At 49.8% G+C, this 25,228-nt stretch carries 19 protein-coding genes; 13 read left to right on the forward strand and 6 right to left on the reverse strand.

Translation table 11 applies throughout. From position 1 onward, the window contains the following. Window positions 1-15: 15 nt before the first annotated feature. The 5 genes from E1919_RS10350 to E1919_RS10370 form a co-directional block, all read right to left on the reverse strand. Window positions 16-1,299, reverse strand: coding sequence for a DUF4861 domain-containing protein (locus tag E1919_RS10350; protein ID WP_162053321.1), 1,284 nt, complete (start codon window positions 1,297-1,299; stop codon window positions 16-18). Between the two features lie 115 nt (window positions 1,300-1,414). Next, the gene (locus E1919_RS10355) at window positions 1,415-2,911 is read right to left on the reverse strand and encodes a pectate lyase (RefSeq protein WP_162053322.1); all 1,497 of its coding nucleotides are present in this window, start codon (window positions 2,909-2,911) and stop codon (window positions 1,415-1,417) included. A 64-nt stretch (window positions 2,912-2,975) separates the two neighbouring features. Further along, entirely contained in the window at window positions 2,976-4,583 is a 1,608-nt protein-coding gene (locus tag E1919_RS10360) for a DUF5123 domain-containing protein (RefSeq protein WP_162053323.1), read from the reverse strand. 39 nt (window positions 4,584-4,622) lie between these two features. Further along, window positions 4,623-6,437, reverse strand: coding sequence for a RagB/SusD family nutrient uptake outer membrane protein (locus E1919_RS10365; protein ID WP_237144238.1), 1,815 nt, complete (start codon window positions 6,435-6,437; stop codon window positions 4,623-4,625). 12 nt (window positions 6,438-6,449) lie between these two features. Beyond that, window positions 6,450-9,707, reverse strand: a complete 3,258-nt coding sequence (locus tag E1919_RS10370) for a SusC/RagA family TonB-linked outer membrane protein (RefSeq protein ID WP_162053324.1) — start codon at window positions 9,705-9,707, stop codon at window positions 6,450-6,452. Window positions 9,708-10,199: 492 nt separating this feature from the next. Between E1919_RS10370 and kduI the strand changes: the two genes are divergently transcribed. The 10 genes from kduI (at window position 10,200) to E1919_RS10420 (ending at window position 20,589) form a co-directional block, all read left to right on the forward strand. Beyond that, window positions 10,200-11,039 (forward strand): 5-dehydro-4-deoxy-D-glucuronate isomerase, encoded by an 840-nt coding sequence (gene kduI, locus E1919_RS10375; RefSeq protein WP_162053325.1) that lies wholly within the window; start codon window positions 10,200-10,202, stop codon window positions 11,037-11,039. A 4-nt stretch (window positions 11,040-11,043) separates the two neighbouring features. Next, complete coding sequence (locus tag E1919_RS10380) at window positions 11,044-11,832, forward strand: gluconate 5-dehydrogenase (protein WP_162053326.1); 789 nt, start codon at window positions 11,044-11,046, stop codon at window positions 11,830-11,832. Window positions 11,833-11,873: 41 nt separating this feature from the next. Then, a complete protein-coding gene (locus tag E1919_RS10385; protein WP_162053327.1) occupies window positions 11,874-12,908 on the forward strand; it encodes a LacI family DNA-binding transcriptional regulator in 1,035 nt (344 codons plus the stop codon). A 136-nt stretch (window positions 12,909-13,044) separates the two neighbouring features. After that, on the forward strand, window positions 13,045-14,481 hold the full coding sequence (locus tag E1919_RS10390; RefSeq protein WP_162053328.1) for a tagaturonate reductase: 1,437 nt from the start codon (window positions 13,045-13,047) through the stop codon (window positions 14,479-14,481). A 46-nt stretch (window positions 14,482-14,527) separates the two neighbouring features. Next, entirely contained in the window at window positions 14,528-15,928 is a 1,401-nt protein-coding gene (uxaC, locus tag E1919_RS10395; RefSeq protein ID WP_162053329.1) for a glucuronate isomerase, read from the forward strand. Window position 15,929: 1 nt separating this feature from the next. Then, the gene (locus E1919_RS10400) at window positions 15,930-16,943 is read left to right on the forward strand and encodes a sugar kinase (RefSeq protein ID WP_162053330.1); all 1,014 of its coding nucleotides are present in this window, start codon (window positions 15,930-15,932) and stop codon (window positions 16,941-16,943) included. A gap of 37 nt (window positions 16,944-16,980) precedes the next feature. After that, a complete protein-coding gene (locus E1919_RS10405) occupies window positions 16,981-17,655 on the forward strand; it encodes a bifunctional 4-hydroxy-2-oxoglutarate aldolase/2-dehydro-3-deoxy-phosphogluconate aldolase (RefSeq protein WP_162053331.1) in 675 nt (224 codons plus the stop codon). Beyond that, complete coding sequence (locus tag E1919_RS10410; protein ID WP_162053332.1) at window positions 17,655-18,701, forward strand: TRAP transporter substrate-binding protein; 1,047 nt, start codon at window positions 17,655-17,657, stop codon at window positions 18,699-18,701. Before E1919_RS10405 ends, E1919_RS10410 begins: the two co-directional genes overlap by 1 nt. A 20-nt stretch (window positions 18,702-18,721) precedes the next feature. Further along, on the forward strand, window positions 18,722-19,216 hold the full coding sequence (locus E1919_RS10415) for a TRAP transporter small permease (RefSeq protein WP_162053333.1): 495 nt from the start codon (window positions 18,722-18,724) through the stop codon (window positions 19,214-19,216). 74 nt (window positions 19,217-19,290) lie between these two features. Beyond that, window positions 19,291-20,589 (forward strand): TRAP transporter large permease, encoded by a 1,299-nt coding sequence (locus E1919_RS10420; RefSeq protein ID WP_162053334.1) that lies wholly within the window; start codon window positions 19,291-19,293, stop codon window positions 20,587-20,589. A 219-nt stretch (window positions 20,590-20,808) separates the two neighbouring features. Here E1919_RS10420 and E1919_RS10425 read toward each other — a convergent pair whose 3' ends face one another. Further along, window positions 20,809-21,342: a TetR/AcrR family transcriptional regulator gene (locus E1919_RS10425; RefSeq protein ID WP_162053335.1), complete on the reverse strand. Its 534-nt coding sequence runs from the start codon at window positions 21,340-21,342 to the stop codon at window positions 20,809-20,811. Window positions 21,343-22,391: 1,049 nt separating this feature from the next. On the opposite strand from E1919_RS10425, the gene E1919_RS10430 reads away from it, so the two are divergent. From E1919_RS10430 to E1919_RS10440, 3 genes are read left to right on the forward strand one after another with little or no spacing between them, the layout of a single operon-like run. Further along, the gene (locus E1919_RS10430) at window positions 22,392-23,525 is read left to right on the forward strand and encodes a Re/Si-specific NAD(P)(+) transhydrogenase subunit alpha (RefSeq protein WP_162053336.1); all 1,134 of its coding nucleotides are present in this window, start codon (window positions 22,392-22,394) and stop codon (window positions 23,523-23,525) included. Continuing rightward, window positions 23,522-23,812 carry an NAD(P) transhydrogenase subunit alpha part 2 gene (locus E1919_RS10435; protein WP_115565349.1) on the forward strand — a complete coding sequence of 97 codons (291 nt, stop codon included), beginning with the start codon at window positions 23,522-23,524 and terminating at the stop codon, window positions 23,810-23,812. The genes E1919_RS10430 and E1919_RS10435 overlap by 4 nt, the downstream gene beginning before the upstream one ends. A gap of 4 nt (window positions 23,813-23,816) precedes the next feature. Beyond that, window positions 23,817-25,220: an NAD(P)(+) transhydrogenase (Re/Si-specific) subunit beta gene (locus tag E1919_RS10440; protein ID WP_162053337.1), complete on the forward strand. Its 1,404-nt coding sequence runs from the start codon at window positions 23,817-23,819 to the stop codon at window positions 25,218-25,220. The last annotated feature ends 8 nt before the right edge of the window (window positions 25,221-25,228 follow it).

The following is a 25,228-nucleotide window of genomic DNA, read 5'->3' on the forward strand; positions in this document are numbered from 1 at the left end:
CACGCAGCGTATGGTTTACAGCTTTGGCTTAGAGGTGAACTGTACCTGCACCGGATTTTCGAGTTCCTGTGCTGTTTTATTCAGGTATTTTATAAAATCTGCCTTTGTTTTTATTCCCTCCGGCTCCAGCTCCCAGGCTGCCAGAAAGTAATACTCCACTTTGTTTCCGGAAGGCTTTAGCTGTACCACATGGCTGAGCTCATCTTCTGTAATCTCCAGCAGGTCTTTCATGCGGAACAGCACAGCTATACCCAAGTTATCGCCTTCGCCGTTCAGGCTTTGTTTGCCATAGGTGGCGATATAGCCCCAGTGCTGGTCGTTGCCTGTTCTGGTCGTGAAGATTGCCCGTATGTCTTTAATCAGCCCTGTGCTCAGGTTCTGAGGCGCGCCTCCTTTCACTTCTACCTGGTGATGCGTCAGTCGGCTGCCTGCAGGTATGCTCAGCAGCGAGTTCACGTCCAGCTTCATGCCTGCTATTTTCCAGCCGTAGTAGTTTGTGCGGATGGAAGAGTATACATCGCCGTTTTCAGTGATCACGCTGATCATGCTGTCTGTTTCGGCCATGCGCTTTGCCTGTCCCTCGTGGAACATCGCCAGCGTACCGACACCCAAGGATTTGCCTACTTTCATCACATCCATGCCCCAGGGCTGCTCGTCGTGGTAGGAGTCGAAGCCGTCCTGCCCTACCTGCTGCAGCACCATGTCCTTTGTTTTCTTACCAAAAACGTCAGTACCGTTGCGCCAGTCGAGGTAAAACCGGTAGCCTACTTTATCTGATTCCCAGCCGGGGCCTTCGTAGCGTATAAAATACGAGTGGTCGGTGTGCTCGTCCGGCACCCGGAGCGAATCTACATTCTGAAAGGTGCCACCAATGTATTTGTGGTTCTGAAATTCGCCGCCAACTTTGTGGGAGAGTTCCGCCTGTGTGCGTTTGGTGTAGTTGCGGGGTGCGGCGCCTGTTTGGTTATAGCGGATGGTCAGGCTGCGGGAGGCTTTCGGCTCCAGCCGGTCCAGCACCACCACAATGCCCCTGTTCTCCGGGTCCTTCGTGTTATACTGGCTGGGGATTTCTTTTTTGTCATCCAGCACCACAAAAGCCTGTGGGTTGAAGTCCGGAGTACGCTTCCTTATGTCTTCTCCCTCCACTAAAACCATCACATCATCCCGCTGCTGGTTCAGCGGATTGGTGACCGTAATGGTGAAAGACTTCGGAAACTCTTTACTGAGGTTTTGCGCGTATACGCTTCCTGCACTTAGCAGCGAAAGCACCAGCAAGTGAAATATTACCCTTCCGTTCATGTTTCTTATCCTTTAAATATTACCTTCTTTCTCAATAGCAGCGGTTTATTGGCCAGACGCTCGCAGGAGCTGCGCACGCTGCGAGGTCTTAAGCCAGCTTTTATTTCTTCATTTGCTACTTCACCTGCGCCTCTGTAATGTCCTCTACCAGGCTGTTGATGTATACTTCAATGTTATCATAGGCTGTGCTCAGGCTTCTGCCATTTGCATTGGCTTTCGCCGGATCCAGCTTGTGTGCTTTCTCCCACTCATCCGGCATGCCATCGTTATCTGTGTCCTGAGGGGCAGGAGCCGATGCCAGTTCAGGCCACCCTCCCACATCCTGCTGGCTGTCGATGATGCCTTTGTCGCTACCGTTGGAGCCTGCTGAAGTATAGGAACCGCTGCGCACATTATCAATCACGCGGCTGTCTACGGCATCCCGGGTCAGCGATGCACCACCGTATGTCAGCACCCGCTCGTATGTCTCCTGCGCCGTATGCGTGGTGACATTGCTGTTGATGGGATGCGGCGCAGAAAGCCTCATGGCAGCTTTGTCGGCTTCCGGAACCGTTCCATAACTGTTATGAAACTGGTTAAAGACACCGTAGGTCCAGTTATCGGTTGTTGCTCTCGTGCTGCCTTCCACATAGTTTCCGTTGATGTAGAACTTGCCCCACGTATCGTACACTTCCGTACCGCTTGTTTTATTTTTGTCTATGGATAGTATGCGTTCCTTTTTAGTGGTTACAGGGCCTGGCTTATAGTAATTGTTCACCATGTTCACGTTCATGGCTTCTCCACCATAGGCGCTGTTGTTTCCCCAGTTGTAAATCACGTTGTTTCGTAAATCTACCAGGTCCGTCAGGGCAAAAGCTTTACCGGCTTCCTCACCCAACCTTGGATTCCGGCTGTCGTGGTGCGCCAGGAGGTTATGATGGAAAGAGGCGTTTTTCCCGCCCCAGATGCCGCCATACCCATGTGCTCCTTTGGCGTGCGCAGAGTTCCGGAGACTCTCCGAAATGATACTCCACTGCAAAGTAAAATTCTCATTGCCGTAGAACGACACACACTCGTCTGTAGACCAACTCATAGAGCAATGGTCCACGATGATGTTCTTATGGAACCGTCCGCCAAGTGCATCTGCCTCCTGCTGTGCCTCGTCGCCCATCCTGAAACGCATAAAGCGAATAATAACATTGTGTGCATTTACAGTAACAGGATAATCTTTCAGGGTAATACCGTCGCCAGGTGCGGTCTGTCCGGCAATCGTAATGTCGCCGTTGTTGATGTTCAGGTTCGACTTCAACGCGATAGTACCTGACACCTCAAACACGATGATGCGTGCCCCGGCTGCAGTAATGGCCGCCCTTAGACTTCCCGCTCCGGCATCGTTCAGGTTAATCACTTTTATCACCTTCCCACCCCGGCCTCCTGTCGCATCCCTGCCAAAGCCTTCCGCACCCGGAAAGGCCAGCGGCTGCTCGTTTACCGGCACCGGGCCAGCCTCCTCCATAGGTTCCACCACCGGCGCAGGCTCATCTTTTTTGCTCTTACAATTTGCTAATGTAAAAGACAATGCTGCTCCAATCAGGAGAACGCTGCATTTCACTTTCAGGGAGGATATGCTCATAGCAGGAGTAAATTAACAAGGTGCAGTAGTTCAGGCTGCACCTTGTTTTCATGTGGTTTAACTGTTACCTCCAACGTGGGTCACCGGCACTACCTGCTCCGGCAAAGCTCGGATCCTTGATAGTGAAGTTTCCGTTTTTGGGATCCTGGAAAAGATCAGTGGCCGTGCCGCTATACACGGTCAGGTTCGGTATCTGGTTTCCGGTCGCATTATAGTCTGAGGTAGCATAGCTGCCACTGGAAGTTATGAGCGTGGAAGAACCTGTCCGGATACCGTTTACGGCATTGTCTTCCCCTACTTTCTTGCCTCTGCCTACTATGTTGTTTCTGAAAGTAATTCCCCCGGAAACGTCATTGGAGTTATAGTCAATCAGGTAGCGGGTGGCTTCCGGTGCATCGTTGAAGGTGGAGTTTTCAATAATGATGGACGCTGAGCCTGCTTTGCTGGTCATCACCCGCTCTATTTTGTAAAAGGTACTGTTCCTGAACAGGATGTCGTTTACGTTGGCCCCGGCATTGTCAATCGTGAGCACGCCATAGTTGGATAAGCTGTCCATGACGCTGTTTACTACTGAGAACTCATCCACATTTATGCCAGCGGACTGCAGCCGGACAATTCCACGGAATATTTCGGCATGCACGGCATCAAATTTTATTTTCCCGATGTCAGTGGGCTTATTGATGTTAAATACATACTTCCCGCCATAGTCACTGCTGCGCATCACCACATCCTTGAACACCACAGAGTCAATCTGGCTGCCTTCGGCAACGTTAAAGTTGCTTGTAAAGAAGATAGTCGCTTTATCCGGGCTCACCGTATTCTCACTCATAATGGTCACTGACCTGTCGAGGTTAAGTGTGCTGGAAATGGTATAGGTAACACCCTTTTTCAGCAAAACAATGCTGCCTGACTCTATTTGCAGGAGCGTGTCCTCCAGCACAGAAGGCCGCTGTGTAAAGCCTGTTAAATCGATGACGTTTCCTACTACAGGCGCATTCGTTGTGAAGGTAAGGTAGCCCATCAGGCGACTATCGCGGAAGATCTCGGCTCTGTAGGTTGTGCTGGCATCCAGGCCCGTTACCAGTTTTGTTCTGACGGCAAGGTCTTCTCCGGTCAGATCTACCTCTATTGGCGTTCCGGCAGGCTCTCCTGCTGCACTTTGCGGGGTAAGCACGATTTTAGTTAATCCTTCTCTTTCTCTCCACTTCAGCAGCACACCTCTGTCTGTAATCGAGCTGTTCAGGAGCGCTTCAAAAATCTGCTCTCCCCTGATCATGAACCCGGAACTCACTGCCCAGGATTTAGATTCCGGTCTGTCGCCTAAAGTGTTGGCTTTGATACGGGCAAAGTACTTTTGCCTTACCTCCAGTTGCTCATCAGTAAACACCACACCAGCCGTGTCTGTCTGAACAGACAAAATGATAGGGGTTTCGAACAGCGTGTCTGCCGCCACCTCTACTGTGTAAGTTGCACCGCTGCTGTTGGTCGTGTACAGAGAAGCGGGCCACGTGAGATTTACCTGGGTTTCTCCGCTTATGGCCTTCACGTCACCGGCAGGTGTGAACATCCGCATCGGCTCCAGCTTTTCCACGTCATCTTCGCAGGCAAACCCTAGCGCACCTAGCAAGAGAACCGGAACCAGTTTAAGAATTTTATTTATAGCTACTTTCATATCTTCATGTATTTTTTTCTGTGAATCCAGTTGTCTCTGTTAATATCCGTAGTCCTGGGTTAGTCTGTAGTTCTGGTTCAGCACGCCGCTGTAAATAGGAAACAGCTCCGACTTGTTTGGTTCGAAGGCCACGGCAAAGCTTTCCACATAATCCGCATTCACGGCGGCTGCCCAGTTCACCCTAGTGTATCCAGTAGGTGTTGTTGCCGGAACAGGCGTATACATGGCATTGGCAACTGAGTTTCCGAAGAAGTCAAAGCTTTCTACTTCTGCCGGCACAGTAGTGTCAACCAAAGGGGTAGGGTTATAGTAAACGTAAAGCGGCACGTTAGTATAGCGTCCCTCCTGGTTCATGAGTGCAACTAGATTTGCTCTTGTTTCTGCAATGGCTGGTGTCAGTAAATTCCAGCGGTACAGGTCATAACGGCGTATGCCTTCGCCTCCAAACTCCAAAAGCCGTTCATGCACAATGGCATCAAAAAAGCCTTGCTTGTCTGTTGGGGTGGCTCCCATTCTGCCTTCATTACCTGTATAAGCCCTTCTCCTAACCTGCTCATAGGCCGACACCGCCTGTGCTGTAGGTCCGTTCAGCTCATTTTCAGCTTCGGCAAACATCAGCAGCACATCAGCGTAGCGAATCACCGGCCAGTTTATACCTAAGTTCTGTGCCGTGCCATCAATGCTGGTCCAGTACTTTCTGAATTTACCATCACGCATCTGCGTCAGACGGGTCAGTTCTTTGTTATCGTCCTTGTTGACCTGGAAGTAAGCGATGGTTACATCTCTTCTCACGTCAGCAATAGAGTCAAATTCGTAGAAGTAAGTTGGAATTGCCTCCAACTGCCCATTGGCCTGCCCGTATCTGGAGCTCCTGTCTATGCGAAGGCCATTACTGTAACCGAGTTTGCTGTCTGTTTTGGAGTTACCGCCAAAGGCACCTATTTCAAATATCAACTCGTTTGTTGCGCCGCCATTTGCGCCCATATGCAGGTCCTTAAAAACCTGCTCATAGTCCGGGTGCAGGCTGTGTCTGCCACTCTCGATAATATCCAGGGTTTCCTGACGGGCAATCTGGTAGTACTGCTGGTAGTTTGCCCGCCGCTCCATTTGGCGGGAGTCTCTTCGTAGGGCATAGCCACCACGCGCCAGCGCTATTCTGGCTCTTAGTCCTTTCACTGCCGATTTCGTGATGCGTGTGCTTGGGTCGCCAGACTCTGCCTTCCAGGGCACCAGCTCTGAAGCAAGCGCCAGGTCTTCCAGCAGGCGATCATAAATCTCGTCCTGATCTGTCTTAGTCATGTAAAGGTCTTCCTGGTCTGATGACGGCTCGAAAGGTGCAGGCACATCTCCCCAGTTGCGGATTAGCTCGTGGTAGAAAATAGCGCGGAGTGTCAGCGCCTCTCCATGCAGTTTGTGCATGGTGGTCTGCTCAGCGGCGGTTCCGTTGTTGTACAGGTTAGAAGCTTGGATGTTTTTTATGACGATGTTGGCACGCTCAATTCCCTGGTATAGTTGCAGGAATGGCCTGTTCAACTCTGTATTATCAGGACTTACACCAAACCCGCTAATCCCTCTTCTGTCGAGCGGGTTGTAGGTTCCCCCGATTCTGAAATCATCGGCAGCGTTCGGGTAGAGTGTGGAAACGCGGCTACCGTAAGCATCATCGCCCATCAGGCTATTATAAATACCTGTTACGGCCGAGTTAGCATAGCCCACACTTGTAAAAACGGCGTCCTGCGAGATAGTAGAAGGGTTTTCCACGTCGAGGTATCCTTCGCAGGAAGTGAAGGTCAGGAGTCCACCTAGCGCCAATGGTAAAAACAGCGATTTTATATGTTTCTTATTTATCTTCATCACCTTAAAAAATTAGAAAGTAGCATTAACACCACCTAGTATAAAGCGGCTGCGTGGATAGGCAGCATAGTCCACACCCGGGGTTAACGGGTTGCTTCTTCTGGTGCTGGCCTCCGGGTCATAACCAGAGTAATTAGTGAAAGTATGGAGGTTGTTAACAGTGGCATACACCCTGAAATTGGAGAATACTTTTGTTCTCTCGATCAGGCTTTTCGGTAAAGAGTAGCCCAGGGTAACGTTGCTGATGCGGAGGAAGGATCCATCCTCGATGGCAAAAGAATGCAGGAAATACTGTCCCAGCGGTGGTGTCCAGTACTGCGCGTTTTCATTCAGCGCTGCCAGCTGCTCTGGGTTGGTTACCTGCTGACCGTTGTCGTCGAACCTTCTCCACCTGTCGTTCATCAGCGACAGCATGTTGTTGTCGCGGTACAGGTATTGTGTGGTGAACTCAATCTTGTTGGCGTTGTACACTTTGTTGCCGTAAGAGAAGTTCATGAACATGCTCAGGTCGAAGTTTTTGTAAGTAAACTGCTGGTAAAAACCACCGATAAAGTTTGGCTGCGGCGTACCAAGCACTGTTCTGTCAGCCGGGGTGATCATGTCTCCTTCTTCGTCAGACAGCTTTTGCAGCTTCAGGTCGCCTGGCTGTGGGTCTCTGTTACCGAGGGCAACATCTTTGGTGTTCGGAATGCCTTCTTTCAGTGTGTAGCTCCAGGTGCCGTTTATTTCATTCAACGTAGCATTAAAATCATCTACGGTATAGTAGCCGTCGGTTACGTAGCCATAGTACTGGCCCATAGGCTGGCCAACCTCCACCAGGAAGTCCTGCAGGTTGTTTACCCAGCCAGACTCTACCAGGTAAGACTTGAGCGGGTTTCCTTCAGAATCCACTCCAAGGCTGACGATTTTGTTTCTGTTAAAGGCAACGTTGAAGTTAGCGTTCCATGAAAAATCATCGGTGTCGAAAATCACCCCGTTCAGCTGCACTTCCAGTCCTTTGTTTTCTGTTTCACCAATGTTCTGCAATTGGGTGGAGTAACCGCTTGTCTGAGGTACCTGGGCCAGAAGCAGCAGGTCGCGTGTGCTGTTCTTGTAAACATCCACAGAACCGCTTATCCTGTTATTAAGCAATGAGAAGTCGAGGCCGAGGTTTTGGGAGAGAGTAGTTTCCCATCTCAGCCCTGGGTTTGCCAGGTAATCTGCCACAAAGCCCGGCGTGATGGACTCTGAGAACGCGTAGCCATAGTCTGAAGAGTTGGTAAGCGTCGTTTTCCATCTATCCAGGGGAATTCTATTGTTACCAACCTCACCCACGCTCACACGCAGTTTCAGGTCCGACAGCCAGTTGTTTGTTCCGCTCATGAAGTTTTCGTCGGCAATGTGCCAGGCCAGGGAAGCCGAAGGAAAGTAACCGACGCGGCTGTCCGGAGCGAATAGAGACGAGGCATCGCGGCGAAGGTTCACCACAGCACGGTATTTACCTCTGTAACTGTAGGAGGCACTTCCGAAGAAGGAAAGAAGCCGTTGCTCAGACTGGGCAGTGCTGGGCGCATCCTGGATAAGCCCGGAAGGAGGCGTGGCCTTATCAATACCTGCCCATGCCTGGTCTGCCGTAATATCTACCGGCAGATATTTGGTGATAACGGTGCTTGACCTGTCATTTCGCTGCCATATCTCGTGCCCCAACAAGGCCGTTATCCGATGATCATCCCCGAGATTTAATTTATAGTTGAGGGTATTAGAGTTGGTTAGTGCCAGCGACTCTCCTGAGCGGATGTCAGACACTGGCATACCTGCATTCTGCCTGGCAAGGCTAGTGAAGGGGCCATCAAAATCGTAGCGGTCTCTGTTGGTGCTCGTGATGCCAAGCACTGTTTTATAGGTAAGGTTCTTGAGCAGTTCATAGCTGAACCAGCCATTCACCAATACATCGTTCCGATGGTCTTCTCTCAACTCCTGATTCGCCAGCAGCACAGGGCTTGTCAGGTTTGTCAGGTTTGCAAACTCAGGGTCAAATTCGTCTACTGTGCTTTCCATACCTGGCGCTACAAATGGCCTGAAACGTACCGCATTTCTCAGCCTGTTGTTACTTTGAGAACCCGTGTTAGAGGTACCAACTCCATCTACCTGCTGGCGGCTGTAGCGCGTGCTCAACCCTACTCTTAAACGGTCTGTTGCCCGGTGGTCAAATTTAAAGGAAGCTAGCGTTCGCACGAAGCCGGAGTTCAGCATGATCCCTTCCTCATCGGTATGGTTCAGCGTGAAGTTGAAAGATGTTTTTTCACTACCACCTGTCACACCGAGTATGTGCGTCTGGCTGGTAGCATCGCGGCCAAACACCTCTTCCTGCCAGTCTGTAAAAGGCATGTTCTGGTAGATATCCAGGTCCTCATACAGGCCATAGCGGTTTGTAAAAGTTCTTCTTGTGTCTTCGTCCGTGTTGTAGTTATAGATTTCGTGCTGATACTTCACAAATTCATAGGGGTTCATTACATCCAGCTTATTCACGATGCTTCTTACTCCTGCAAAGCCGTTATAGGTAACCTGCGTTGGCATCGCCACACCGCCTTTGGTCGTAATTACCACCACGCCGTTTGCGCCACGCGCTCCATAGATGGCCGTAGACGCGGCATCTTTCAGCACGTCAATGGACTGGATTTCCTGCGGGGAAAGAACAGACAGCGCGTTGTCCATCTGGATACCATCCACGATATACAAGGGTGAGTTATCCTGGGTAATAGAACCGCCCCCACGCACCCGGATTTGGATTTCGGCACCTGGCTGCCCCTCAGAGGTGGTGACCTGTACACCGGCCAGGCGGCCCGCTAGTGCCTCTGCAGCAGTACTAACTGGAATATCCCGCAACTGCTTGGCCCCTACCGATGAAACAGAACTTGTCAGTTCGCTTCTGGAAACTTCCTGGTAACCGACCACCACTACCTCTTCCAGCGCCCTCTGGTCAGGAGCCATGGAGACATTGATAGTGGACCGGCCATTAATAGCCACATCCTGCGGCTGGTAACCAATAAAGCTGAAGGCCAGCACACCCTCGCCGTCAGGTACTGGAATCTGGTAATTTCCCTCAACATCTGTTGGGGCAGCTGTAGAAGTACCTTTCAGCAGCACCGTTACACCTGGTAAGCCGGCGCCATTCTCATCTACCACTCTTCCTGTTACGGTAGAGCTTTGAGCAAGCGCCCCTACAATGGCGGTAAAGACAAAAGCAAGCGTCAGTAAGTACTTCGTCTTCTTAAGTAAAGCATGTCGCATAGGTAACCTATTAAGTATAAAATGTATAGTTTAGATATAGAATACTCTGTCAGTAAAACCCTTCTTAAGTGATCCTGGAGCCAAGCCTGTCATGTATGCGCTGTTGAAGCTAACCCACTCCTGCCACTGCCTCCCCTGTTATTCAGGCAGGTCAACTCCCCTCACCCTCTATTTGCTCCGATTAGCCACTCTTTCAGGCAGCTTCACCATCTCCTAATGATTAATCACTTACTATTATTGATGCAGCAAGTTGCGCAAACGATTGCATATTAAATAATATTTAAGTTTTACACAAACATATAATCTAAATATTCAGACAAAATATATTTAAAGTGCTTTAGAAGCTCCAAAAGCTTTATTTATAAAAGGTCAGCACTTACTCACCAAACGAGCAGAAAGAGCCAAAAAAATCAAAAAAAGGCACCAAGATTAGTTAAATTAAAATAAAATTGTAATTTGCGCAAACGTTTACACTAACAGACCGCTATAACTATGAGCATATCTTATACTATCCGGCACGCCACTCACCCCTCCGACAGCAAGGGCTATGACACAGCCAAACTCCGCGAGACTTTCCTTATAGAAGACCTTTTCCAGGAAAACACCATTCAGGCGGTGTACACGCTGCATGACCGCCTGGTTGTGGGAGGCGCTCAACCAACAGAGGATCCCTTAAAACTGGAGACCTTCCCGACACTGCGCTCCGAGCACTTCCTGGACAGAAGGGAACTTGGCATCATCAATATAGGGGCCGAAAGCACGGTGTCAGTAGATGGCGATGTGATCACGCTGGCCAACAAGGAGGCGCTCTATGTTGGCAAAGGAGTAAAAGAAGTGGTATTTCATCCGGCTGCTTCCGGCAAGACACTTTTCTACTTTAACTCGGCACCGGCGCACCACGCCTACCCTACCAAGAAAGTCTCTCTTAACGAGGCGGAGACAGTGGAGATGGGTTCTCTGGAAAACTCTAACCACCGCCTCATCCGGAAATTACTCATCAACTCTGTTGTAGAAACCTGCCAGTTGCAGATGGGCCTGACCGAGCTACAGAAAGGAAGCGTGTGGAACACCATGCCGGCGCACACCCACGACAGGAGAATGGAAGCCTACCTGTACTTTGACCTGCCGGAAGACCAGGTGGTGTCGCACTTTATGGGTGAGCCCCAGGAAACCCGCCACCTGATTGTGAAGAACAACCAGGCCGTGATTTCCCCGCCCTGGTCTATCCATAGTGGGGCCGGCACCTATAACTACTCCTTTATCTGGGGCATGGCCGGTGAGAACCTGGACTACAACGACATGGACAAAGTACAACCTACAGATTTGAAATAAGCGCATGAACGATTTATTTGATTTAACAGGAAAGGTTGCCTTGATTACCGGTGCCACACACGGCCTGGGAATGGCCATGGCCAAAGGACTGGGTAAAGCAGGCGCCACACTGGTTATAAACGGGAACACTCCGGCTAAAATGGAGAAAGCCCTCGACAGCTACAGGCAGGAAGGGTATACTGCCCACGGCTTCCTGTTCGACGTGACAGATGAGGCCCTGGCCCAGGAGAACATCGCGCAGATAGAGCAGCAGGTAGGCCCTATTGACATTCTGGTAAACAACGCCGGGATGATAAAGCGTGTGCCCGCGCTCGAAATGGAAGTAGCTGATTTCCGGAAGGTACTAGACGTTGACGTGACAGGCCCTTTTATTATGTCGAAGCATGTGGCCCGCCACATGGTGGAGAGAAGGAGAGGCAAAATCATCAACATCTGCTCGATGATGAGTGAACTGGGCCGCAATACGGTATCCGCTTATGCGGCGGCCAAAGGAGGCTTGAAAATGCTGACGCGCAACCTTGCTACCGAGTGGGCTAAGTATAACGTACAGGTAAACGGCATCGGCCCGGGTTACTTTGCCACCGACCAGACCGCTCCCATCCGGGTAGACGGACACCCTTTCAACGAGTTCATCATCAACCGCACGCCGGCAGGCCGCTGGGGTGACCCCGACGACCTGGAAGGCACAGCCATCTTCTTAGCCAGCAAGGCAAGTGATTTCATTAACGGGCAAATCATATATGTGGATGGAGGTATACTGGCTACCATCGGGAAGCCCAGCAATGAGCAGTAGCGCCAATGGCTAAAAGCCTCTTTCAAAGAACAAAACGGGAAATGGAAAGTAAACCCAAAGTTACCATTCATCATATTGCGGAGAAGCTCAACATTACGGCTTCTACCGTATCGCGTGCGTTAAATGACAACCCCAGAATAAGCGACCTCACTAAGAAAGCAGTTTTAAAAACTGCCAAAGAGCTGAACTACCAGCCCAACAACATTGCCGCGGCACTGCGCCATGGCAAGAGCCACATCATTGGCATTATAGTGCCTACCGCCGACAGAGCCTTCTTTTCCTCAGTGGTGAGAGGCATTGAGGACATAGCCAACAATTTAAACTATAAGGTGATTATCTGCCAGTCGTACGACAACTATGAAAAGGAAATACAAACCATTGATGCGCTGCTGAGTGCACGGGTAGACGGTATCATTGCCTCTATCGGTAAAAACACCGAGAACTTTGATCACTTCAAAAGAGTGCAGGCCGAGAAAATCCCTTTAGTGCTGTTCGACCGCACAACGGATGCGCTTGAGGTAAGCCAGATCATGATAGATGATTATCTGGGAGCCTATAAAGTGGTGGAACACTTAATTCAGCAGGGGTGCAGAAGAATTGCCCACTTCACCAGCCCTAAGAAAGTCAGCATTTTTAAAGAGCGCCTGCGGGGGTATACCGATGCCCTCAGCGATCATGGTATTCCCTATGACGAAGATCTTGTAGTGCAAAGTAATCTACAGCTCGTTGATGGAAGGGAGAGTATGGAAAAGCTACTGAAGCTAAAGGAGAGGCCTGATGGCGTCTTCTCTGCCAGTGATTACGGTGCCATGGGTGCCATGCAGGTGCTGAAGGAGAACAAATACAAGATTCCACAGGAAGTAGCCCTGGCAGGGTTCAGCAACGACCCTTTTACCTCCTTCACCGATCCGGCACTCACAACAGTAGACCAATTCAGCATGACGATGGGCAAAAAGACGGCAGAAATTTTCTTCGAACAACTGAAGTCTGGTGACAAAACGGCTGTACCGCAGAAAATCGTGCTCAAGCCAGAGTTAATTATCAGAGAGTCTTCTTTAAAAAAAGGAAGCTTATAAAATAAAATTACCCCAGGCACTGAACACCTGCGGGTAAAAATAAACCGCCGCCTGTCTAAATGGCAGGTATAAAGCGTTCTATAAAAGCAGTGACTTATTAAAGTAAAAAAGAACAAGCCCGCAGAAACTGAACTATATGAAGCCTCTCAACAGACAAACAGCCCATATCAAGAACCAGCGGCCGGTAAAGGTGCTACAGTATGGCGAAGGCAACTTTCTTCGTGGCTATGTAGACTGGATGATTGATGTGCTGAATGAAAAAACGGACTTTAACGGCACCGTGGATGTGGTGCAGCCAAGGGACAGGCACAGGACCACCATTAAAGCTCTCAAACAGCAGGATGGGTTGTTCCACGTGCTGCTGAATGGCATACAAGGCGGTAAACCTACCCAGGAGAAGCGGCTTATCACCTGCATTGCCAGCGCCCTGAACCCATACGATGATTATGCGGCCTACCTGAAGCGGGGCGAGAACCCGGACCTGAAGTTCATATTCTCCAACACCACTGAGGCAGGCATTGCCTACGATGAAAACGACAAAAGCGCCAGCACCATTTCAACCAGCTTCCCGGGCAAACTAACCGCCCTGCTTCACCACCGGTTCCAGCACTTTAAAGGAGCACCGGACAAAGGCTTGACTGTTATACCCACCGAATTGATTGAGAAAAACGGGGAAGCCTTAAAGCACATTGTGCTGCGGTACGCTCAGGAGTGGCAACTTTCAGAAGAGTTTAGCAACTGGGTGAACGACAACAACATCTTCTGCAATACGCTGGTAGACCGCATCGTGCCCGGTTTCCCGCGGGAAACCATCAAAGAAATACAAAAGGAACTGGGGTATGAGGACCAATTAGTGGTAACGGCAGAACCTTACCACCTCCTGGTGATAGAAGCCCCTGAATCCGTAAAGATGGCATTCCCTGCAACTGCAGCTGGTTTGCAGGTAAAATTTGTACCGGACCTCACCCCCTACCGCACCACCAAAGTGCGCATACTGAATGGCGCTCACACCGCTTTAGTACCTGTTGCTTACCTGCACGGTCTGCGAACAGTGCGCGAAGCGATAGAAGATAAACACACAGGCACCTTTATAAAGGAGGCAATCGCTGAAGAAATCATACCCACGCTCGATTTGCCGGAGGAAGAACTGCAGCAGTTTGCCAACGATGTGATAGAGCGCTTCCAGAACCCGTTTATCCGGCACGAACTGCTCTCTATTGCGCTAAATGGCGTTTCCAAGTATAAAGTGCGTGTGCTTCCGTCGGTGCTGGAACACCACCGTCGAACCGGGAAGCTTCCCGAAAAGTTGCTACACTCCCTGGCTGCCCTGATCCTGTTTTACAAGGGCGAGTGGCGGGGAAAAAACATCCTGCTGAACGATGCCCCGGAGGTGCTTAGCTTTTTCAGGAAGGCCTGGCTGCAGCACGAGGCAGCGGAGGTAGTACAGGCTGTGCTCTCCAACACCAGCCTCTGGGATACAGACTTAACAAAAATAGAAGGCTTATCGGCTTACGTCACAGAGCAGGTAAAGCTCCTGCAGAAATCGGGGCATACCGTGTCCACGGATTCATAGACTCAGGAATAGCACTTATATTGTCATTTACTACATCATAAAGCATATGTCTTTCTTAGACGATAATTTTCTACTACAGACAAAAACAGCACAACAACTATATCATGAGCATGCCAAAAACGTGCCCATCATTGATTACCATTGCCATCTATCACCTGCCGACATTGCCTCCGACAGGAAATTTGACAACCTGACCCAGATCTGGCTTGAAGGCGACCACTATAAATGGCGCGCTATGCGCACCAACGGTATCCCCGAGCGTTTCTGCACCGGCGATGCCGACGATTATGCCAAGTTTGAGAAGTGGGCAGAGACAGTTCCTTACACGGTGCGCAACCCCTTGTACCACTGGACGCACATGGAACTGAAAAGGCCCTTTGGGATAGAGAAAATACTGAAGCCTGAAACGGCACGGGAAATTTACAATACCTGCACCGACCTGTTGCAGTCAGACGAGTACAGTGTGAGAGGCATCCTGCGCCAGATGAACGTGAAGGTAATCTGCACCACCGACGACCCGATAGATACCTTGGAGCACCATCAGAAAATAAAGGCCGATGACTTCGGCATCCAGGTGCTACCTACTTTCAGGTGTGATAAAATACTGGCCATTGAGAGCACGGAAGTTTTCCTGCCATACCTCGAGCAACTGGAAGAAGCATCCGGTGTTTCTATTAGCAGCTTTCAGAATTTACTGGATGCTCTGAAGCAACGGCATGACTTTTTCCATGAGCAAGGCTGCCGCCTCTCCGATCATGGTTTAAATACCATGTATGCCGAAGACTACACGGAGGAGGAGATAAAGCATATCTTCCGGAAGGCCCTGCAGAAACAGGAACTGACGGATGCGGAAGCATTGAAGTTTAAGTCGGCGATGCTGGTGCACCTGGCCCTGCTCGACCATTCCAAAAACTGGACACAGCAGTTCCACCTGGGGGCGCTCCGTAACAACAATACGCGCATGATGCGCGAACTCGGTCCCGACACGGGCTTCGACTCCATCGGTGACTTTGGTGTGGGTGAACCGCTCTCCCGGTTCCTGGATAAACTGGATAACTCAGATCAGCTGGCAAAGACCATTCTGTATAACCTGAACCCGAGTCAGAACGAGCTTTTCGCCACCATGATCGGCAATTTCAACGACGGCAGCACACCCGGCAAAATCCAGTTCGGGTCGGCCTGGTGGTTCCTCGATCAGAAAGACGGTATGGAGAAGCAGCTGAACGCGCTCTCTAACATGGGTCTGCTGAGCCGCTTTGTGGGTATGCTCACTGACTCCAGAAGCTTTTTATCCTACCCCAGGCACGAGTACTTCAGAAGGATATTGTGTAACCTGATTGGCAACGACGTGGAAAACGGCGAATTGCCAGCCAGCGAGATGGATTGGCTTGGCCAACTAGTAGAAAACATTTCCTACAACAACGCTAAATCATACTTCGGTTTCTGATATGAATAAAAAGGTCATCACCTTCGGAGAAATTATGCTCAGGCTGTCCACGCCGGATTATGCCCGCATCATTCAATCCACCCACTTCGACGCTACATATGGTGGCGGCGAGGCGAATGTGGCCGTATCGCTGGCCCAGTTGGGCATCAGCGCCGGCCATGTTACCCGCTTCCCGGATAATGAGTTGGGCAAGGCTGCCATCAACCTATTACGAAAGTATGGAGTGGATACGCAGCACATCATCTATGGCGGCGACAGAATCGGCATTTATTTCCTGGAGACAGGTGCCAGTGTGCGTCCCAGCAAAGTAGTGTATGACCGCAGTTACTCCGCCTTTGCGGGCCTGGAGCCAGATATGATTGACTGGGATGAAGTGTTTGCCGATGCAGGCTGGTTCCACTGGACGGGTATAACGCCTGCCATTTCTGCCGGTGCCGCAGCCTGCTGCAAAAAAGCCATCGAGGTAGCCAACCAGAAAGGCCTGACCGTTTCTGCCGATATCAACTACAGAAAGAACTTGTGGCAGTACGGCAAAACAGCGGCTGATGTCATGCCTGAATTGATTGAGGGCTGCGACATCATTGTTTCGGGTAAGGGCGATGCAAAAGATATTCTCAACATTAAGCCACAGGAGTCTGGTGGCAATGAACTGGCCTCTGTGTTCACTCAAATCATGCAGCGCTTTTCGAAAGTGAAGAAGATTGTGAACACCACCCGCGGCTCTGTCAGTGCAACCCATAATACCCTTTCCGGCATGCTGTGGGATGGCTCACAGATGTTGGAGACGCAGACCTACGACATCAACCCGATTATCGACAGAATAGGTGGCGGCGATGCCTTTATGGCCGGTTTCATCTATGGCCAGCTGGCTTACCAGGATGACCAGAAGGCGCTGGAATTCGGTGTAGCGGCATCAGTGCTGAAGCATACTATCAAGGAAGATGCTAACCTGGCTACTGTGGAGGAGGTAGAGGCGCTTTTGGATGGCGACACTTCCGGAAGACTCGTACGATAGCCTTTTTTTGACTTATACTAAAATTGACTAATCAATCATGGCTAAATTTAGCAGAATAGAAGTAGCATTAAAAATGGCAGAAACCGGTATGGTGCCGGTGTTTTATCATGCTGATGTAGAAGTTTGCAAGCAGGTGATGGAAGCCTGCTATAGGGCTGGTGTCCGGGTATTTGAGTTCACCAACCGCGGCGACTTTGCCCATGAAATTTTTGGAAAACTGGTAAAGCATGCCCGGGATTCATTCCCTGAAATGATGCTGGGAGCCGGCTCTGTGGTAGATGGCCCTACGGCTGCCTTGTACATCCAGTCCGGTGCCGACTTTGTCGTGTCGCCGGTTCTGAACCCGGATGTGGCCATTGTCTGCAACAGGCGCAAGATCATGTGGTCTCCCGGATGTGCGACACTGTCAGAAATCTCCAAGGCAGAGGAACTGGGTGCCGAGGTGGTGAAGATATTCCCTGCCCAGCAGGTAGGTGGCCCGGACTACGTGGCCGCTATCAAAGGGCCCTGCCCGTGGACGAGCATTATGCCGACAGGCGGCGTGGAGCCGAAGGAAGAGAACCTGAGGGCCTGGTTTGCTGCGGGTGTGCATTGCGTGGGCATGGGCTCTCAGCTTATCAGCAAAGACCTTATTGCCTCGCAAAATTACGCGAAACTGGAAGAACTGACGCGTGAAGCACTGGAGACCATCAGAAAAGTAAGAAATAAATAATGCAGTACCACCAACTTTACCCCCGAAATAACAGACGGCCTTACCGGCAACTGCTCCTGTGTGCAGCAGCACTGCTGCTGCTGTTCACGGCACCCTCCTGCAAAGAGATAACCGATAAAAAGGAAATCAAACTCGCACATAGTCTGGAGGTGTCGCACCCGGTGCACATCGCTATGCTGTATATGGCCGACAAGGTAAAGGAAAAGTCCGGTGGCAAAATGACAATCGGTATTTACCCGAACTCTCAGTTGGGCAGCGAGCGGGAGTCTGTGGAGTTATTGCAGATTGGCAGCTTGGGCATGACGAAGGTGTCTGCCGCTACCATGGAAAGCTTCTCTCCTAACTTTAAGGTGCTCAGCCTGCCTTATATCTTCCAGGACAAAGCGCATTACTACAATGTACTGGATGGCAAGATTGGAGAAGATCTCCTCACAGAGGGAGAGCAGTACTGGCTCCGGGGCCTCACGTATTATGACGCCGGAAGCCGCAGCTTTTATGCCAACAAGCCTATCAACACCCCAAGCGACCTGAAGGGCATGAAGATAAGGGTGCAGGCAAGCAATACAGCCATCGCAATGATAAATGCATTTGGTGGCGCCGCGACACCTATCTCCACTGGGGAAATATACACAGCCATTCAGCAAGGCGTAGTAGATGGCGCCGAAAACAACCACCCTACTTTTTACCTCTCGCGCCACTACGAAGTAGCCAAAAATTACTCTATAAACGAGCATACCATGGTGCCGGACATCCTGCTTATTAGCACAAAAGTATGGGAAGACTTAACGCCACAGGAACAGCAATGGCTCCAGGAAGCGGCAGACGAGTCGTCAGTGGTACAGCGGCAGTTGTGGCATGAAGCCGAGGAGGAAGCACTGGCAGAAGTAAAAAAAGCAGGCGTAACGGTTACTTACCCCGATAAAGAACCTTTCGCGAAGATGGTAGAACCATTGTTTGAAAGCTTTCGGAATGAACCGGAGGTGCACGCGCTCATACAAAGGATACGTGCTGCCGGAGAGCAAACAGCAGAGCAAGACAACAGATAGACTGACGAAACACAACTGACATGAAGTTTAGAGAAAGGCTTGACAGTACCCTGTATTGGATATTGGTTGGATTAATGGCATTTATGGTGCTGAACGTGCTCTGGCAGGTAGGCTCCCGGTTTATCCTGAGGTCGCCAAGCTCCTTTACCGATGAACTGGCCCGGTTCCTTCTCATCTGGGTGAGCCTTTTGGGAGCCAGCTATGTAACAGGTAAAAAGATGCACCTGGCCATCGACATACTTCCTTCTAAGCTGGAAGGCAAAAAGCAACGCAAGTTGAATGTGCTGATAAATGTACTGGTGGCTGTCTTCTCTTTGTTTGCGATGGTATGGGGCGGGATAAAACTGGTGTATATCACGCTTACGTTAAATCAGACATCCGCTGCCCTCAACGTTCCACTGGGCTATGTTTACCTGGTGGTGCCACTGAGCGGGCTCATCATCATCTACTACAGCATCATGAACCTCACTGAAAGACCAGAAGACCCGGTAGAACTTGGCAAAGAGATAGCTTAGCTTTTTTCTCCTGCTTCATCAAAATTATTGTTTATACCAACAGCCATCAGGCTCCCCATAACATACAGGCTTACATGGAAATCTTAGAGATACTTGTACTGGTTATCAGCTTTGTCATTTTACTTTCCCTTGGGGTGCCCATTGCCTTCTCCATCGGCATCTCTGCTCTGCTGACCATGCTGGTTAGCATTGCGCCAGAGCCTGCCTTCACCACACTTGCCCAGCGCATGGCAACAGGCCTGGACAGTTTTGCCCTGCTTGCCATTCCGTTCTTTATACTGGCGGGGCAAATGATGAACCGGGGCGGTATAGCCACTCGCCTCATTGACCTGGCCAAAAGCCTGGTGGGCACCTTACCCGGTGGACTTGCTTACGTGAATATTGTAGCCTGTATGCTGTTCGGTGCCATTTCTGGTTCTGCTGTGGCTGCAGCCTCCGCCATCGGTGGTATCATGAATCCGCGGATGGTAAAAGAGGGTTATTCGAGGCCTTTTAGTGCCGCTGTGAACATCACCTCTGCCACAACGGGTATGATTATCCCTCCCAGCAACATCCTGATTGTGTATTCTCTGGCCAGCGGGGGTGTTTCCATCGCGGCGCTGTTTGTGGCCGGGTACATACCAGGACTCATGCTTGGCTTCGCCCTGATGATTGTGGCAGGCTTTATTGCTTATAAAAAGAAATACCCGGTAGGTGACAGAACCTCGCTGAAGGAAGTTCTCAAAAAATTCCTGGATGCTATTCCGAGTTTACTCCTCCTTATAGTCGTTATCGGTGGCATTATAGCGGGTATCTTCACGGCCACCGAGGCCTCCGCCGTTGCGGTGCTTTATACCATCATCCTCTCCATGGTGGTTTACCGCCAGGTAAAAATAAGCGACCTGCCCGACATCCTGATACATACCGTGATAACTACAGCCATTGTAATGCTGTTGATTGGTACCTCTATGGGAATGTCTTGGGTGATGTCTTATGCTAATATCCCGCAAGCTTTCAGCGATGCCCTGCTGGGAATCAGCGATAACAAAATCGTGATACTTATTATCATCAACCTGATTCTCCTGTTTGTGGGCATCTTTATGGATATGACGCCTGCCGTTCTGATTTTCACACCGATATTTTTACCGGTTGTCACCGCGCTTGGCGTAGATCCGGTTCACTTTGGTATCATCATGGTGGTAAACCTCTGCATCGGCTTGTGCACGCCGCCTGTTGGCTCTGTTCTGTTTGTGGGCTGTGGCGTAGCCGACATCAGCATCAGCAAAGTAATTAAACCGCTGGTGCCCCTGTTCATGGCAATGGTGGTAGCCTTGCTGCTGATCACGTATGTGCCGGAACTTAGCCTTTGGCTACCAAGAGTTTTTGGCTTGTAACAAGCCCTTTCCCAAACAGGCGTTTCTTTTCATCGGCCTTTTCTTATCAGAAAATAACATAAATACACAAGAAAGCCTCCTGATGCGCATCAGGAGGCTTTCTTGTGTATTTATGTAGTATGCCGGCTTTATACCAACCGGGGCTTCTTATGAAGGCAGCCTTTTAAAACCTCAGCATGTTATTGCCAAAGTTATGGTTTAGCAGTCCCAAGAAAAATACTATCTTTTATACTTCGCTTTGATCAGGTCGAGCATCTTAGTGAAGTGCCCTTTATCTTCGTTCGTCAGGTAAAGCCTCCAGAGGCCTTCTACCAGCAGCATCAGGATCTCAGTCTCCAACTCCGGCTCTTCGTAGCCCAGCTTTTTAAAAGCACCCTCCAGTTTCTGCATTACGGAATGCGAGTAACGCATGTGGTGCTTCTGTGAGATTTCCTCGTCTACCAGGCGGAACTGCATGCGCCAGAAGTTACGCTCTTCTTCTACAAGTTTCAGGGGCATGTCCAGTACATTCCCGATAAGCTTGATCGGGTCTTCTTCTACTACCAAGCCCTTACTTCTGTCTGTGATACGTCTGTAACCGGCTTTTACAACCGCCTCCAGAAGGTTATCCTTGCTGACATAGTGTTTAAAGATCAGCCCTTCCGATACTCCTGCCTCTTTCGCAATTAAGCTGGTGGGCGTAGCGTCATACCCTTTATCAGCAAAAAGGATTAAGGCTGTTTCTAAAATGAGTTCTTTTTTTGTTTTAAGCATCTTAAAATAAAATATTTAGTCGCCTCTACTCTAATAATCTGATTTGCTACTATAGCACCTAGTCCAGGATTGAAGACTTCTCAATATAAATCTACAACAAGGTTGTAGATAAAATAATGTTCTGTCTCCCTTCTGCTACTCCAGGGTGTAGCGCATAATCAGGCATGTTGAACAGAGAGCAGGTTAATGTTTTGTATATACAAACAACCGCTCAAAAATACATACTGTGAGCGGAACAATTACACAAAAGCCTTAAATAAAAATATGAAGGCCAGCTGTGTACTTATTTAGCATCTACTGCTAAAATGATACAACCACCTGATGGCATGAATACTTTTCAATTAGGCTTCTGCCACCGCTTTCTAACCTTATCGCATCTTATACGGTGAGAGAAGCGAAGTATTTACAAAAAGCAAAAAACAAAGGCCTGACCATTTGTGATTCGCATAATTATAAATTATTGTATTGAATTCTAAAATATAACTAAAACATTCCTGTAACTAATGGAAAATTCATTATATTAGATCAATAATATTACAGCGCAACTAAGAACACACATAAGTATATCTCTTGAGCGGCAAAAGTGCGCTTTCAGAACCTGACGGCAACTATTTTTATTGCACTAGCACGGCTACTGCAATAAAATGAGCCATATCAGAACCTGGAATTCCGTATGATGCCTTCATAAACAAAACTTGCGTCGTTCTGGGTCCGCTTCGCTTCTCAAAATCCTAATCAGCTCACTTTTTCTGCAGAAGTGCTGCACAGGCTGTTTTGCTATGATTATGGCAAAATCAAGAATTCAAAGTTACAACAAATAATTAAATATATAAGCCAGGGCGAAGCACGGATTATTTCATTCCATAGGCATGAGCGCCTTTTAAAATAATAAAATGTCAAATTTTTCATCTAAGTAAAACACAAGAGACCTGCCTGTACGCATTTGGCTTAGGCAAGCATTGTCTATTTTATCTGTTGGCCAGGCGATACCTGGACAATTAATCTGATTCATTGAAATACTTAAGAGTTATAACTTAACACATTTAGCCTTGAACATAGCAGTACTTAAAGAGAGCAAAGCATCCGAAAGAAGGGTGGCTCTTACACCAGATGTAGTGAAATCACTGACCAAAGCTGGCTTTAAATGTGGCATCGAAAGCGGGGCCGGCGTGGCATCAGGCTTTTATGACAAGACCTATGAGGCTGCGGGCGGCCTTATTTTCCCGGACAGAGCCGCCTTGCTGAGAGATGCCGACGTACTCCTGAAGGTGAACGCGCCAACAGCAGACGAGCTGCAACTGATGCGCGACGGCAGTGCCCTAATTTCCTTCCTTTACGCGTATACGGTGCCGGAACTGGTGGACTTATGCCTTAGCAAGAAAATAAGCGCCTTTGCCATGGATGCTGTTCCCCGCATTTCCCGTGCACAGAAGATGGATGCCCTCAGTTCCCAGGCAAATCTGGGCGGTTATAAGGCAGTGCTGCTGGGGGCCAACGCCCTGGGCAAAATCTTTCCGCTTATGATGACGGCCGCCGGTACCATTACTCCTGCCCGGGTACTTATTTTTGGGGCAGGTGTGGCAGGCTTGCAAGCTGTTGCCACCGCCAAGCGCTTGGGTGCTGTGGTGGAGGTAACCGATGTGCGTCCTGAAACGAAAGAGCAGGTAGAGTCTTTGGGAGGCCGCTTTTTAGAAGTGCAGGCAGAAGGCGTGAAAACGGAAGGCGGCTACGCTAGCGAAGTATCGGCGGAATACCTGCAAAAGCAAAAAGAGCTTGTCTCCCGGCATGTTGCCGATGCGGACATTGTCATCACTACGGCGCTTGTAATCGGGAAAAAAGCACCGCTGCTGGTCACAGAAGAGATGGTGGAAAGCATGAAACCCGGCTCTGTGATTGTAGACATGGCCGTGGAGTCTGGCGGAAACTGCGCGCTGAGTGAGTTCAACAGAACTGTTGTAAAGCACGGCGTCACGATTATTGGGGAATCTAATTTACCCGCCATGGTATCGGTAAACGCCAGCGAGCTTTACGCCAAGAACATCAGCACGCTCCTCCTCCACCTGGCTACCAACGAAGGCTTTAAATGGGAAATGGAAGAAGAGGTCACCAAGGGCTCTTTGATCACACACCAGGGAGAATTAGTACATCCGTTTACAAAAGAAATTTTAGCTAAAACAGTATGAATGCAGAAAGTTTAATTGTACTCCTTTATGTGCTGGTACTTGCCAGCTTTGTAGGCTTTGAGCTTATTTCTAAAGTGCCACCCACCCTGCATACCCCTTTGATGTCAGGATCAAATGCCATCTCCGGTATTACTATTGTGGGCGCCATTGTGGCGGCCGGTCCTGAAGACATGTCAGTGAGTAAGTGGCTGGGAATTGCCGCACTGCTACTGGCCACTCTCAACGTGGTGGGGGGCTATGTGGTGACAGACCGCATGTTGCAAATGTTTAAAAAGAAAAAGAAGTAAGCACATGGAGAGAGATTTAATTATCAAGATAGCGTACCTTATCGCCTCTGTGCTGTTTATTGTAGGCATTAAGATGCTGGGCAAAACGTCCACGGCACGCAGGGGAAACTTCATTTCTGCTGTGGCCATGCTCATCGCCATCCTCGTGACCCTGCTCGACAGACAGGTGCTGAGTTTCACAGAGATTTTTGTCACCATACTCGTCGGCTCTGTGATTGGCACAGTGATCGCACAGCGCGTGGAGATGACCTCTATGCCGGAAATGGTGGCTATTTTCAACGGCTTCGGTGGTGCCGCATCTGTGCTGGTGGCTACCTCTGAGTATTGGCGCATGGCACATGATGCCGGTTACAGCATGGAAATGGTAGTTGGTGTGACGATTATTATCAGCGTTATTATTGGCTGCGTTACCCTCACAGGTTCTTTGGTGGCCTTTGGAAAGTTGAAAGGCCTCATCAACGGCAGAGCGATTATGTTTACCGGGCAGCATGCGCTTAATGCCATCTTGTTTTTAGGTGCCCTGGCCCTATCAGTACTGGTGGTGCTGGAGCCGAATGTGGAGTTGTGGATGATGGGCGTGTTACTTATTTCCCTGCTGTTGGGCGTGCTTGTTGTCATCCCTATTGGCGGGGCCGATATGCCGGTGGTTATTTCGCTGCTGAATTCCTATTCTGGTATTGCCGCCTGCGCCACGGGCTTTGTGCTCAACAACCAGGTACTGATTATAGCCGGTGCCCTGGTGGGTGCTTCCGGTATCATCCTGACCCAGATCATGTGCAAGGCCATGAACCGCTCTTTGGTAAACGTGCTGCTCGGTGGTTTCGGACAAACCAGTTCTGGGGCAACAGCCGAAGGCGGTGAAGAGATTGTCGTAAAAGAGGTAGGCGTGGAAGAAACAGCCATGCTGTTCGATTCCGCCTCGTCTGTTATTATTGTACCGGGTTATGGTATGGCCGTAGCACAGGCGCAGCATATTGTACGCGAGCTTTCCGACATGCTGGAACGCAGAGGAACTTCTGTGAAGTTTGCCATACACCCGGTGGCGGGCCGCATGCCCGGGCACATGAATGTGTTGTTGGCAGAAGCCAATGTGCCCTACGACAAGCTGATCGAAATGGACCAAATCAACGACGAATTCGCCAACACGGACATCGCCCTGATTATTGGTGCCAACGACGTGGTAAACCCTGCCGCCCGCACAAACCCTGGCAGCCCGATTTATGGCATGCCCGTGCTGAACGCAGATAAAGCCCGTACTGTCATTGTGTGCAAACGAGGCATGAGCGCTGGTTATGCCGGCATCGAAAATGAGTTGTTTGGCTACCCAAACTGCCTGATGCTGTTCGGAGACGCCAAATCTTCTATGACCAAAGTAGTGGGCGAACTGAAAGAGCTGATGCCAGCATAGCAGTTTAA

This window comes from Pontibacter pamirensis (assembly GCF_010015475.1).
Lineage (GTDB): Bacteria > Bacteroidota > Bacteroidia > Cytophagales > Hymenobacteraceae > Pontibacter > Pontibacter pamirensis.